The organism is Shewanella maritima (assembly GCF_004295345.1).
GTDB lineage: Bacteria > Pseudomonadota > Gammaproteobacteria > Enterobacterales > Shewanellaceae > Shewanella > Shewanella maritima.
Window position 1 is genome coordinate 374539 of the sequence record NZ_CP036200.1, and the last position, 13924, is coordinate 388462.

Genomic DNA, 13924 nt, shown 5'->3' on the forward strand with positions numbered 1-13924 from the left:
ATGGCATTTAAAATTGCATCATCACCGCATGTCAGCACCAATAGTTTAACCTCATCGGTGATGCTAAAAGTTGCACTATGCCTTATTCCAGGGATAGTGGCGCAAAGCTACTTTTTTGGCTTTGGCACCTTAATCCAGCTTATGCTGGCAATCAGCACGGCTTACATTGCTGAGTCGCTAATGGTTAAGTTGCGCAGCCGCGCCGTATTGCCAGTACTAAAAGATAACAGCGCATTGGTGACCGCAAGCCTACTAGCAGTCGCAATTCCGCCTCTTGCTCCTTGGTGGATTGTGGTTATCGGCACTTTATTTGCGATAGTCATGGTTAAACACATGTATGGTGGCTTAGGTCATAACTTGTTTAACCCGGCAATGGCAGCTTATGTTTTACTGCTTATTTCATTCCCAGTGCAAATGACATCATGGGTTGCACCACAAACAATTGCGCTTAATCAAGCAGACATGCTCACAAGTTTGCTGGCTATTTTTTATGAATCAGCAGAGTTTGCCGGTAATTACTTCCAGCTAAATGTTGATGCGGTTGCTATGGCGACTCCCCTAGATACCTTAAAAAACGATCTAGCGATGGGGCTCACAACCGATGAAAGCCTACAAAGACCCATATTTGATGCTGGTGTCGGACAAGGTTGGTTTTGGGTTAATTTAATGTACTTGCTCGGCGGCTTGATGCTACTAAAGCTAAAAGTTATCCGCTGGCAAATTCCAACAGCACTACTATCTAGCCTAATGCTATGCGTGGGTGTTGGCTTTGTATTGTACCCAGATACTCACGCTAGCCCTTGGTTACAGTTATTTTCTGGCGGCACTATGTTGGCAGCATTCTTTATTGCAACCGACCCTGTCAGTGCTGCGACTAGCCCTCGTGGTCGCTTAGTGTTTGGCGCTATGATCGGTGTATTGATATATGTTATCCGCACCTTTGGCGGCTACCCTGACGCCGTGGCATTTGCAGTCTTGCTTGCCAATATGTGTGCTCCATTTATTGACCATTATATTCGCCCACGAGCATACGGCCACCGCACAGGAAATTCACTATGACCGAGAAAACTGTGGCTACTAGTTCTAAAGATAATAGTTCTGAAGATAATCAATCTGCTGCCAACAAATCGATGGCAAAAAAATCTATGGTAAAGAATGGCACCATTTTAGCCATCTTCGCGCTGCTATGTACCGGCCTAGTTGCCGTTATTAGCGCAATGACAGAAGACACCATTGAGCAACAACAAAAACTGCAACTTACCAAGTTATTGGCTGAAGTGGTGCCGGAAAACATGCACGACAACCCATTAACCGAGCATTGTATTTTGGTGCATGACCCTGAGTTACTAGGTAGCGAGCAACCAATGCCAGCTTATGTGGCAACTATAGATGGAGAGCCGACTGCTCTGGCGCTAGAGGTGATTGCACCTGCTGGTTACAATGGCGATATTAAGATACTCATCGGCGTTGACAGCAATAACACTTTACTAGGCGTGCGCACCCTAGCTCATCAGGAAACCCCAGGGTTAGGTGACAAGATTGAACTGCGTAAATCGGGTTGGGTATTACAGTTTAGCGGTTGGATTTACGACAATACTAAGCCAGCATTAAAAGTTAAAAAAGATGGCGGCGATATTGACCAGTTCTCTGGCGCGACCATTACCCCAAGAGCATATCTAGGAGCAATTAACAACGCAATGCGTTTTGTTGAGCAAAATCGTACCCAGTTATACCGCGCGCCAATTAATTGTGAGGCTCATGATGAGTAAGTATTCAGAAATTGCCAAGCAAGGTCTGTGGCATAACAACCCTGGTATCGTACAGCTTTTAGGTTTGTGTCCGCTGCTTGCAGTAACTGCAACTGTCACCAACGCCCTTGGTTTAGGTCTAGCGACCTTGGTAGTGCTTGTTGGCTCAAATATTCTCGTGTCGCTGGTGCAAGACTATGTACCAAAAGAAATCCGCATTCCGGTATTTGTGATGATCATTGCCGCGCTAGTAACTTGCGTGCAATTACTGATCAACGCCTATGCCTACGGCTTATATATGTCGCTGGGCATTTTCTTACCACTGATTGTGACTAACTGTTTGATCATTGGCCGCGCCGAAGCCTTTGCATCGCGCAACTCCCTCGCCCACTCAGCGTTTGATGGTCTAATGATGGGTCTTGGTTTTGCTGCGGTATTAGTGGTGTTAGGCGCTGGACGTGAGATCCTCGGTCAAGGCACACTGTTTGACGGTGCAGATTTGCTGTTAGGTGAATGGGCAAGTGTACTAACCATCCAAGTGTGGCAAGTCGATAATGCATTTCTACTGGCGATGCTGCCTCCAGGAGCATTCATCGGCATGGGATTAATCATTGCACTTAAAAATGTGATTGATCAACAAATTAAAGCAAGGCAACCTAAAGTATCGGCGCCTGCTGTCGAGCGCGCGAGGATCACCAAAGTCAGTTAGCGCACTAAGTGAACCTCAAGACAAATAATAACAATGATTAGGGTCTGTTGACCTTTCAAGATTATTTTTGCTGCTGCTTGTTGGAAATTTATACAAGACAACGACTTTGATGTGTGGTTGTTCCACATGAGTAAGTTGTTAACGCAGTAGAAATGACAACAAGCGCTGCCTGAAAGGTTCGTTTAAAAGCACTTTTCTCTGCGTTGCGAGCCACTTGTTTAGTCGACTAAACAGCATAGCTCGCGTCTTGATTAAAGTGCTTTTAACTCGAACAAATTCTAATCAGCAAAGATCAACAAACCCTAAGCACTGGCGAGACCTGTGCTTTTTGTGTGTAGAGCCAATATGAATAATCAAAAACGCCGCGAAATCCTTACACGCTTACGCGATAACAATCCAAAACCAGAAACAGAGCTTAATTTTTCTAGCCCGTTTGAGCTATTGGTGGCTGTGACACTTTCAGCGCAAGCGACTGATGTCAGTGTTAATAAGGCAACTGACAAGCTATTCCCTGTTGCGAATACACCGCAAGCCATATTCGACTTGGGTGTTGAAGGCTTAAAGGAATACATTAAAACCATCGGCTTATATAACAACAAAGCAATTAATGTCATTAAAGCCTGTGAAATGCTTCTTAAACTGCATGATGGTGAAGTGCCTGAAAACCGTGAAGCATTGGAAGCATTGCCTGGCGTTGGTCGCAAAACTGCAAATGTTGTGTTAAATACTGCTTTTGGCTGGCCAACGATAGCTGTCGACACCCATATTTTCCGTATGGCGAATCGCACAAAATTTGCCATGGGTAAGAATGTCGATCAGGTTGAACAAAAGATGCTTAAAGTGACGCCTGCTGAATTCAAAGTTGACGTACACCACTGGTTTATTCTGCATGGCCGTTACACTTGTCTTGCTCGTAAGCCTCGCTGCGGTAGCTGTATCATTGAAGACTTATGTGAGTTTAAAGATAAAACAGATGAGTAAGCAGTAATCTAAATTAAACCCTGTACGCCCTATTCAAACAAAAATGGCGATGAAAATAGTCATCGCCATTTATTAGTATTTAGCCCCGCTTTGGCAGCTCATCATCAATATCAACAATGCGTCTGTCGTAGAAGAAATGCGAGCTAGACTCGAAACCTTGGGGTAACTTGTTGCCATTACACTTTGTAAACATCAGCTGCGATACTAACTTCCAGCCCATAGCATTGGTGTTATATAGAACATCGCCGCAATGACCACAAAACACCCGTGTCATTCGCTTCGTAGGGTGTTGAAATACTCTTATTTCTTGCTCACCTTGGGTAAATTCAACAAATTCCGGCTCCCACGCAAGTACTGAGTGATAAGGTACTTGCAGTAATTCACGGCAATCCTCACAATGGCAAAAACCATGAACTTTAGGTAAGCCAGTCAAAGCAAGTTGCACCTTGCCACAATCACAATGAACATGGTGTTTATCAGTCATAACCTCTCCTTTGTCTGTCTACACAATTCAAAGAGTATCCTGCAGTGAGTCTATTTAAACTGCGCAGCTAAGTGAGCTTCAAAACGCGCTAGGTCTTGCTCAATTTGCGGGTTTTTCATCACATCAAAGCTAGCAAAGGTAGTTAAAGCTTGCATCCCAAAGAAGCGGAAATTCATATGCATAGGAAAAAATAAGTCATCAACAGATTTACCTTCAAACAGGTATTCTGCAGGGTCTTCAAATGCTTGAGCTGGTGCGTTAAAAGTTAACGATAGCATGTAGTTTTTACCCGTTAACGTACCTCCAGTGCCATAGTTTGCAATTGGCTCAGCCGAAGTACGGCCGTCCCCTGCACATAACTGCCCCGCCATACCTGCGGTATATACTTCATCCATGTATTTTTTAAATAGCCAAGGAACCCCCATCCAATTAACAGGCGACTGTAAAATAATCGTATCTGCCCACTGGTGATTGGCAATCTCTTGTTCAACATCAAACGAGTCACTCATGGTCACGACTCGAACCTGATGGCCATTTTCGCCCAGCCATTTAGATGCTTTATCAACCAGTGTTTGATTCAACTTACCTTCTGAAAATGGATATTTTTGGTGGGCATTGATGATTAGTACGTTACTCATGATTTTGTCCTTAACTAGACCAGAATTAAAACTTAAGGTATATTTTAGTAACCTTGATACATTATTCAACCAGTTAACTTTTGGTAACCTAAAATAGATAAACAGATACCTTGTTCTTAAATAGCATTGCTAGCAAAACTTAAGTCCCTAGCACTAAATACGTAGCTCCTATGAAAAGTAAAGTAGAAACCTTGCCAACAGGCAAAAAGCAAGTAATTGAACCATGCGCTGAGCCTTGTGCTATCGAGCGAGGTATGAGGATAATCGGCGGAAAATGGACCGGCTCTATTATTTATCATCTTAAAGATGAACCGGTTAGATTTAACGACTTATGTCGCATGTTGGGCGGCGCGAGTAAAAAGATGATCGACCAGCGACTAAAAGAACTTGAGTCTCGAAAGATGGTTATTCGAACTGTGGTGCAAGAACGCCCTATTGCAGTGACTTACGAGTTAACAGAACTCGGCCGCAGCGCCTTGGATATACTCGAAAATCTAAGGTTATGGTCTGAGAAATATGACGTTAAAGCCTAATGAAACTGCTTATGTTTAAACGAGATAGAACAAACTATACGCGCATTTCTGATATGTATGAGTACTAAATCAGATAGAAAGTGCGGCAAGCAACAAAGGGACACACCCATAAGCGGTGCAGCTTTATGCTTAGTGACGGTTAAAACGAAATAAGGAAATAAGGGAAATACGTAACGCTATCTTGAGACAAACGCAAAAGATCAAAAAAGCCGCTAAATGCGGCTTTTTAAGTCAATAATTGCAAACAATTTTTAAAACATTGCTACGAAAAATGCGCTGAAACAAATTGCAATCACTAGGGTTGTGCCAAGGGCCATTTTTAGTTCTGTAGTCATTCTTGCCTCCAAGTTTCAATAGCTTAATGATAGCGACTGTTGCCAAATTTCCTACTTTGTTGGTTCATAATTGTGAACTGTGACCGTTAATATTGATCCTGATCATTAATTGATTGAGCCTTAAGCAAACAGTGTTAATCTAGGCGGTAGATTTCACAATAAAAGAAACCAAAAATATGGCACAACTACTTCATACCATGTTGCGTGTGGGCAACTTAGAAAAAAGCATCGAATTCTACACTAAGGTTATGGGCATGTCCCTTTTACGTCAGTCAGAAAATACCGAGTATAAATATACTTTGGCATTTGTCGGCTTTGGCGACGAATCAAGTGGTCAAGCAGTAATCGAACTGACCTATAATTGGGGCGTTGAAGAGTACGACTTAGGCAGCGCATTTGGTCATATTGCTATTGGTGAAGAAGACATTTATGCGCGCTGTAAAGCAATTGAAGCAGCAGGCGGCAAAGTGACTCGTGCACCAGGCCCTGTCGCAGGCGGAAAAACCGAAATAGCGTTTGTTGAAGATCCGGACGGCTACAAAATTGAACTCATTCAGCAAGCGTCTGCCACAGCAGCACTAGGATAGTCGCTTTAAACCTTAGGCAAGTTTAAGTCGTTTACCTCACAGGTAAACTTTACATATCAAAAAGCCCGCAACATGCGGGCTTTTTTAGGTTTTTAACTAAAGTTCAAATTAGAACTTCATTGAGAAACCAGCGTAGTATTGACGACCAATGGTGTCGTAAACTTCTGGTACTGTTCCACCGTCTGAACCATTGTTAACGCGAGAAGGTTCTTCATCAGTTAGGTTTTTGATACCTAAAGTTAACAGCATCTCATCATTGATGTGGTAAGAGCCAGAAACGTTGTGGTAAAGCACAGCTTCAGCTTTATCTTCTGGAGAAGTTAGGTTCTCCATTTCACTAATGTAGCGGTTAAAGTACATCACGCTCCAGTCACCTTGCGATGCTTGAATGCTGAAGTTGTTACGTACTTTAGCGTAAGCACCGAAGTTACCATCGATAGTACCTGTGTAATCTTTGTTATCTTGTTCAAAGTTTAATAGGTACGTGGTGTCATTATTGATAGTCCAGTCTAGTCCAGCGCCTTCAAACTTGTAGTTTAAGTTAAAGTCGATACCTGAAGTATCTTGATAACCAACGTTAGTTAACTCGCTTGTTAGACCATCCCAATTACCGATTTGTGCATTCTCGTGAGTCACATTAATCATTTCACATGCGCTTGAATCGCCAGCGTAACATGAGTTCATTAATGCCTGAGTATCACGACGAGAAATTGCGTTATCTACTTTGAAGCGCCAGTAATCTAGGGTTAACGACATACCATCAACATAGCTAGGTGAGTACACGATACCAAAAGTGTAAGACTCAGACTCTTCAGGCTTTAAGTTTTCATCAGACGTGTAATTCACTAAGATCTGTGAATCTTTAGCTACGCCAGCAGGATCAGTTAGGTAGTCGTATGAGCCAGAGTTACCGCCGTATAGCTCGGTAATGCTAGGTGCACGGAAACCTGTTGCAGCCACACCACGAAGCATTAAGTCATCAGTCGCTTCGTACGTTAGACCGACTTTCCAGGTTGTTGCTTTACCAAACGTTGAGTAGTCATCAAAACGTAATGCGAACTCACCTGTCAGCTTATCAGTAAATGGTACACTCACTTCCTGGAAGATAGAGAATACATCGTAGCTACCCTTAGTTGGATCTTGTTGTGCAGCAGTACCTTCACCAGCAACAATCACTTCATCAGGGTTGAAGTAACCGCTTTCGTGACGGTATTCAGCACCAAGTGCAAACGCAACTGCACCAGCTTCTAGGTCAAATAGTTCACCAGTTAAACCAGCAGATACTGTGTGCTGCTCGTTACCACCGTCCGACTCTTCTAAGTAGCTGATTTCATCTAATTGCTCTTGGCTAACTGTGCCGTTCATCCAGTCATCAAAGTTATTGTATACAGACTCGTCAAACTTCTTCTGGTTGATAGAGTTAGCAACAGAAGTTTTTGCACTGTTCTTACCGTATGTGTATGAGAAGTCCCAGTCCATACCAGTATTGATATCAAGTGAACCAGCTAAACCAGCTGAAGCGCGCAAAGTATCAGTATCTTGTGAGTAAATACGTGGGCCAACATCGGTCGTACGGCGACGGTACTCAACACGGCCAGTGCTATCTGGTGCGATGCCAGCGGCAATCATCTCAGGCGTTAAATCTACACATGGTTCACCTGGCGCTACACCATCTGCGCCACACACGTTTAATTTGGTGCTTGCTGGTTGCGCGGCTAATTGCTGGTTAGACTTACGCTTGGTGTATAGTAGGTCACCAGTCAATACGATGTCGTCACCCAATTCTTGGGTCATATTAGCAAATAAGCTGTAGCGCTCATTTGGCGTTTGATAGTATGAGTCTTGTGTGAAATCGTAACCTGTTTCTAGGTCCTTCCACTCACCGTTCTCATCTTGGTATTTGCCACCTAAAGTACCACCAGGTGTGTAAGAGCTACCTGCAGATGGTGTCCAATCACGGTCTGATTGAACTACGCCTTCACGGCGAGAGTATGCTGCACCAAATGTATAATTACCTGTGTCAGTGTTGAAACCATAAAGCGCACTGATTTCACCTGTTTCACCATCATTTTTATCTGTGGTACTGCCTTGAACGTCGAATTGGAAACCTTCAAAGTCTTTTTTGGTGATAATGTTTACTACACCAGCAATCGCGTCAGAGCCATAAACTGCAGATGCACCATCTTTAAGAATTTCAACACGAGCGATCATAGCAACAGGGATAGAGTTTAAATCCACAGAGCTGTCTGCACCGCTACCTGAGTTAACCATGCGACGACCGTTCAAAAGAACAAGCGTACGTTGTGCACCCATACCACGTAGGTCAACTTGAGCGACACCGTTCGCACCATTGTTAGTGCTTGAGCCTACTGCAGCACCAGCCATAGAAGTTTGTGCTTGAAGTAGGTCATCAACAGAAGTGTAACCCTCGGCACGAATAGCAGACTCGTCAATGACAGTAACAGGCGATGCTGTTTCCATGTCTTGGCGTTGAATACGAGAGCCTGTGACTTCGATACGCTCAACATTTGCAGTTTCTTCAGCATAAGCTGAAACCGATGCTGTTGATGCGGCGGCGATTGAAGCAACTAATGCAGTTTTAATGCTCGTTGCAATTAATGTTTTTTGGTTCATACAGATTAAGCTCCCTAGCATTTATCTTATTATCTTGTGCAGTGGTTCATTTTTATTTGTTGTTATTTAAACGCCGACTTAATCAAGCAATCTAAATAAATACCCACATCTGCTACGGAGTTGATACTGAATAACCCGAGTTGTTTCGTCAAACCAAAAATCATTAACAAATAAGCTTTGAAATGTTAATAAAAAGACAGAAACAACGTTAAATTTAATGAGTACTTTTTAGCTGCGCACTTAAATATTTATGCAACCGCAGAATGATTCACTACCACAACCAGGCAAAAATAGAGATTTAAACCAGCGAGAATTTAACATGTCAGCGACTTTAATTTGAGCAAAAGTGTGACGCAGATCACATTAAGGCGTGGAACTTTTCTGTCTCTGCCTAAAACAAGTCCCATACACATCACCAAGTTGGATATATCAAAACAATCCTCAACTAACTTTAATAAAATCATGAACTTGATTAATGGCGCAGTTAATTCCTGCGATTCATTAACTACAGTTAACCCAGAAGATCTTTTAGATTAAACAATAATAAATGCTAGCTGAATGCCATACCGGCTCTAAGTTTTCGAATAGATAAGATTCAAAATTTGGCGGAAAGCCATTTTAGTTTGCATTATACAAAACAATCAAAATAGCTAGTTGCGGTGAATACAACAATAAACAGCATCTAATTGCTTTCAGAAAAAGAAATTCAATAATGTAAAATTTTGGTTAACAAATAAATGCGTATTCATTCACCTAATTCAACTAATAATTTAGGCAGCATCTTGAGTTAGGCAGCGATATAAAAAGCGAGATTACTTTTCCATCTCAAAGTCACATGATTAAAACTTAAACTAGGTTATACGGTCTAACATTCTAATAAATAACATTGCGACTACTTGAGTTTATCTGGAGTCCTACTACCCTAAGTGCTAAAATTTAGGCTAGATAACCTAAATTCAAATAATAAGTATCGAGAGAAGAAGTAGTTATGCAACTCGACAAGATTGATCTCGCTATCCTGAAACACCTACAGTTACCTGGGAAGCTATCTAACCAGGAGTTAGCTTCAAAGGTCGGCTTATCTCCATCACCCTGCTCTAGACGTGTTAAAGCACTAGAAGATGCTGGCTACATTGCAAGTTACTCTACCCAATTAAATCCAGAGCGATTTGGCCTTAATCTCACCGTGTATATTCAGGTCAGTTTAGAAAAGCACAATATCGAAGTACTAGAGTCATTCGAGCAAGACATTAGCGCGATGGATGAAGTTCAGGAGTGTAGCTTAATCACAGGTAATGAAGCTGATTACCTATTAAAAGTACTGGTTGCAGACATGCAGCATTACAAGCAATTCTTATTAGACAAACTGACTAGCAGCGTGCACGTTGCTGGAATTCACTCTAGCTTCGTCCTAAAGAAAGTTAAAAATCATACCAGTATCCCACTACCTGCACTCTAGGTTTGTAGTGAGATAAGGTTTAAGTGTTTAAGCTCGATATGCTTGGCTCGAACTGCTATCAATTCAATGTAAAAGCGACTAGCTTGCGGGCTTAAACAACTATATACCTCTAGTCTCAGTTACCCTTATTAAAACCCGAGCCAGGCCCTTGTCCATGCCATTGCTATTCAAACTGTTGCAATTTTTACTCCCACTATAGTTTTAACCGTTAAAACTTTGACTGGGTTTTGTGCGCTCAGTCAGATTCCAATAATTTTTCTTAGCAAGGATAAATTGCGTTACAGCTGTGTTTCGCCCAATCAAAAACAAGATATTCTCGCCATTACGTAGGTATGAGACGTTTATACTCAACATTAACTAAAATAAAGATATAAGATTTTATTCAATTAAAAAATATTGGATAAATTCGCTATTGCAATTATCTCCACTAGCCTTAGTATGCGCGACCTAATCGAATAAACAGGTGCATTATGGCTACAAACTCTCAAGCCCAATTTAGCTCAAAAATCGGCTTTATTATGGCGGCGGCAGGCTCTGCCGTTGGCGTAGGGAATATTTGGGGATTCCCAACTCAGGCTGCTACTCATGGTGGTGGCGCATTCTTATTAATGTACATAGTGCTTATCTTGCTACTCGGTTACCCAATGCTAATGGCCGAGCTAATGGTTGGGCGCCACGGGCAAACCAACCCTGCGGACGCAATGGCTAAGCTTTCAAGCAATAAATTACTCAGTAAACTCGGCGGAGCGATTGGTTTCGGCTCAATTATTACTGCAACATTGATCTGTACCTTTTACTGCATTCTATCAGGCTGGTTTATCAGCCATGCCATAGCGCCAGTAGCACAAATGGCTGAGCAGCCTGAAGTAGCCAATTGGCTCATGGAGTTTTCTGTATCCCGCAACTTGGTGTTTACTCTGATATTCACTGCATTGGTTATCATGGTGATCCGTCAAGGCGTACAACAAGGTATTGAGCGTTGGTCTAAGCGTTTGATGCCACTACTACTATTAATGCTAGTTCTTGGCAGTATTTACATCTTGTTCCAGCCTGGCGCCATGACAGGGTTAAAGCAATTACTGATCCCCGATTTCAGCCGCGTATTAGACACTGATGTACTGGTAAGTGCGCTAGGCCAAACCTTCTTCTCACTAACCGTAGGTACAGGTGCGATGATGGTTTACGGCGCTTATCTCAACAAAAAGGATAACCTGGCGAAGTTGACCGGTTATGTCACCTTAACCGACACATTGGTGGCATTTTTGGCAGCGCTGATGATCATTCCTGCGATGTATGTCGCCCAGCATCAAGGCGTACAAATATTCGCCGATGATGGCAGCCTGCTAAACTCAGACACTCTGGTATTTACTGTACTCCCAGCACTGTTTGAATCACTAGGCGGCATAACCCAGTACATCCTTGCCATCGTATTTTTCATTTTAATGACTATCGCAGGACTCACCTCTGCCATGTCTATAGTTGAAGTGCCAACTAGCTATTTAATTGAGAAAACCAAGCTCAATCGTAACCAAGCGACTTTGTATGTTGGCTTATTCATCGCACTCGTCGCCAGCTTAATTGTGTTTAACTTTAGTAGTCTTTTCGGTGCAACCATCACTTTAACGACAGAGCGTGCTCAGCCGCTAATCGCGTTGGGAATTGCGATATTTTTAGGATGGGTGTGGCGTCGTAACAGCTTAATTGAAGCCATCTCTGCCCAAGACGGTGTCGATACCTCAAGTTTGTTTTGGAAAATTTGGCCGATATATGTGAAATATATTTGTCCGCTATTAATCCTGGTTATCATCGCGCAGCTTTTTACGGCTTAAGGCTTAAGGCTTAAGCCTTACTGAAGTTCGCTTGCTCGAAACAAGAGTAACAAGCAAGAATAACAAACAAAGGCCATACTCACTGTGAGTATGGCCTTTGCAGTTTACTAGTGTCCACATACGTGCAAATGCTTGTAAAGCGAGCTGCGGATAAATAACCTGTCACTAATATTGCGTCCTACCCAGCAATTACGCACAATGATGACTAAGCGCCAAAGTTAACCAAGATATTCGTGCCAAAGTTACTCAAGACAAGGTTATTCAAGACAAGGTTATTCAAGACAAGGTTATTCAAGACAAGGGAGTTTGTGATGATAAAAAAACTGCTCACGCTAGCAAGTGTAAGTTTGATGATGTTTGGTCAAGCTAACGCGCAGAAAATTAGCGAGCCTAATTTATTCTCACAATGTGATAGCACTCAGCTCCCTCTAGCCGAAAGTAGCAAGCCCAAGGTCATTGCTACTGGCATGCGTTTCTTGGAAGGGCCAACTTGGTCAGTCAACACTCAACGCTTTTATTTTTCAGAAATGAACTTTGACAGCGACCAATCAAACGGCCCTAAATCGAATATCTATCAGTGGCATCAAGACTCAGGAGTTAAGTTAGTCGCACAAGAACTAGGTACAAATGGGCTGCTGGCAGACAACGACAAACTGTATGTAATGGATCACGGTCAGCGTGCATTATCTACAGTAAATTTGACCGAGTTGAACAATCCCTCAATTTCGAACCTTCAACTGACACCACTAGTTACCAACTATAATAACAAAGCGTTTAACTCTCCAAATGATCTCGTCCGCCATTCAAAAGGGCATATCTACTTTACCGATCCTGATTGGCAACTCGGTCCAAGACAACAGCATACACCATTTACTGGCGTTTATTGGCGCGCCCCTAATGGTGAACTCACACTTGTAAGCAACCTACATAATAAACCTAACGGGATAGCGCTATCACCAGACGAATCAACACTGTATGTTGGCGATTACAGCAATAAGGTGACACTGTACGAGTTAAACGCTGATGGCAGTATTGGCAATATAAAAACGCGCTTGGATGTCGCATCGCCTGACGGTATGGCAGTCGATTGTGCCGGCAATTTATATGTGACTAGCCATGGGCCTGGCGAAGTGCAAATCTTTAACGCAGCTCACCAACATTTGCGTACCATCCATTTTGGTGAAAGCGTTACTAACCTCGCATTTGGCGGCAAAGATGGCAAAACGTTACTTGTCACCTCTGCAAAAGGCACTTTGTTTACATTGCGCACTGAACTTGCAGGTTTAGGTCAATTTATGTAGCGAAATCTAACATTAATATGCACAAAGTCGTGTTAATTAATGCTAGAGCGCGTTTTTAAATCAGACTGTTCAATCATTACGCGCTTTTTATTCAAAAGAGAATCCCACCGGATATTGATGAAAGCCATCAAAATCACCTTTGGTGACTGGAATACCGAGCGTTTTGGCAATGGCATACACCATAGATAAGTGAAACATGAAGTTAGGCAGCGCAAACTGAAAAATAAACTCATTTGTCGGTAAGTTAACCGCAACCGGGCCAGCTTTATCGGTGATCTGCCCGGTCATTAAATCATAAACCTTGTCATCTAACTCAGTTAAATAATCTAGAGTTTGTACTAACTGGCGATCAAGCTGCGCTAGGGGTTGCTGATTGTTGTCTATCCCATGGCAACTTAAATCAGGCACTTCTCTCCCCGCCATAGGGCAACAGGCTCGTAAACTAAAGCCGGCAGTAATTTGCACCTGGGTATACAGATTGAACATATCGGCTGTCAGTCTAGCCTCAAGAAATGTTTCATCTTCGCAATGATCTGCACACTTGTTTAAAAGCTGACGTAATTGTCGTAAGTAGTGACTAAACACAGCTATAGGTTGATTGTTCATCTGCTCTCCTTGCTTGATGCTGGTCATATTGAAGTAATCAATAAAATATTGAAAATCGGCCGTTAATTGTTACTCGCATG

At 42.6% G+C, this 13924-nt stretch carries 13 protein-coding genes; 9 read left to right on the forward strand and 4 right to left on the reverse strand.

Annotation, left to right across the window (positions count from 1 at the left end; all coding sequences use genetic code 11):
* From rsxD to nth, 4 genes are all read left to right on the forward strand, one after another.
* A complete protein-coding gene (rsxD, locus tag EXU30_RS01700; RefSeq protein ID WP_130597527.1) occupies positions 1-1059 on the forward strand; it encodes an electron transport complex subunit RsxD in 1059 nt (352 codons plus the stop codon).
* An 86-nt stretch (positions 1060-1145) separates the two neighbouring features.
* Positions 1146-1769, forward strand: a complete 624-nt coding sequence (rsxG, locus tag EXU30_RS01705; protein WP_130603167.1) for an electron transport complex subunit RsxG — start codon at positions 1146-1148, stop codon at positions 1767-1769.
* Positions 1762-2457, forward strand: a complete 696-nt coding sequence (locus EXU30_RS01710; RefSeq protein ID WP_130603165.1) for an electron transport complex subunit E — start codon at positions 1762-1764, stop codon at positions 2455-2457. Before rsxG ends, EXU30_RS01710 begins: the two co-directional genes overlap by 8 nt.
* A gap of 345 nt (positions 2458-2802) precedes the next feature.
* Positions 2803-3438 (forward strand): endonuclease III, encoded by a 636-nt coding sequence (gene nth, locus EXU30_RS01720; protein ID WP_130597528.1) that lies wholly within the window; start codon positions 2803-2805, stop codon positions 3436-3438.
* Between the two features lie 79 nt (positions 3439-3517).
* Here the strand turns inward: nth and EXU30_RS01725 are convergent, their stop codons facing one another.
* Complete coding sequence (locus tag EXU30_RS01725) at positions 3518-3922, reverse strand: GFA family protein (protein ID WP_130597529.1); 405 nt, start codon at positions 3920-3922, stop codon at positions 3518-3520.
* Between the two features lie 50 nt (positions 3923-3972).
* Entirely contained in the window at positions 3973-4560 is a 588-nt protein-coding gene (locus EXU30_RS01730) for an NAD(P)H-dependent oxidoreductase (protein ID WP_130597530.1), read from the reverse strand.
* A gap of 170 nt (positions 4561-4730) precedes the next feature.
* Between EXU30_RS01730 and EXU30_RS01735 the strand changes: the two genes are divergently transcribed.
* Together EXU30_RS01735 and gloA are read left to right on the forward strand one after the other, a co-directional pair.
* Positions 4731-5093 (forward strand): winged helix-turn-helix transcriptional regulator, encoded by a 363-nt coding sequence (locus EXU30_RS01735; protein WP_130597531.1) that lies wholly within the window; start codon positions 4731-4733, stop codon positions 5091-5093.
* A gap of 511 nt (positions 5094-5604) precedes the next feature.
* Entirely contained in the window at positions 5605-6015 is a 411-nt protein-coding gene (gene gloA, locus EXU30_RS01740; protein ID WP_130597532.1) for a lactoylglutathione lyase, read from the forward strand.
* A gap of 108 nt (positions 6016-6123) precedes the next feature.
* On the opposite strand, the gene EXU30_RS01745 is transcribed toward gloA, so the two are convergent.
* On the reverse strand, positions 6124-8649 hold the full coding sequence (locus EXU30_RS01745; protein ID WP_130597533.1) for a TonB-dependent receptor: 2526 nt from the start codon (positions 8647-8649) through the stop codon (positions 6124-6126).
* Between the two features lie 988 nt (positions 8650-9637).
* Between EXU30_RS01745 and EXU30_RS01750 the strand changes: the two genes are divergently transcribed.
* From EXU30_RS01750 to EXU30_RS01760, 3 genes are all read left to right on the forward strand, one after another.
* A complete protein-coding gene (locus EXU30_RS01750; RefSeq protein ID WP_130597534.1) occupies positions 9638-10108 on the forward strand; it encodes an Lrp/AsnC family transcriptional regulator in 471 nt (156 codons plus the stop codon).
* A 470-nt stretch (positions 10109-10578) separates the two neighbouring features.
* Positions 10579-11937 (forward strand): sodium-dependent transporter, encoded by a 1359-nt coding sequence (locus EXU30_RS01755; protein WP_130597535.1) that lies wholly within the window; start codon positions 10579-10581, stop codon positions 11935-11937.
* A 311-nt stretch (positions 11938-12248) separates the two neighbouring features.
* The gene (locus tag EXU30_RS01760; RefSeq protein ID WP_130597536.1) at positions 12249-13238 is read left to right on the forward strand and encodes an SMP-30/gluconolactonase/LRE family protein; all 990 of its coding nucleotides are present in this window, start codon (positions 12249-12251) and stop codon (positions 13236-13238) included.
* 87 nt (positions 13239-13325) lie between these two features.
* Here EXU30_RS01760 and EXU30_RS01765 read toward each other — a convergent pair whose 3' ends face one another.
* The gene (locus EXU30_RS01765; RefSeq protein WP_165398947.1) at positions 13326-13844 is read right to left on the reverse strand and encodes a DUF1993 family protein; all 519 of its coding nucleotides are present in this window, start codon (positions 13842-13844) and stop codon (positions 13326-13328) included.
* Positions 13845-13924 lie beyond the last annotated feature (80 nt).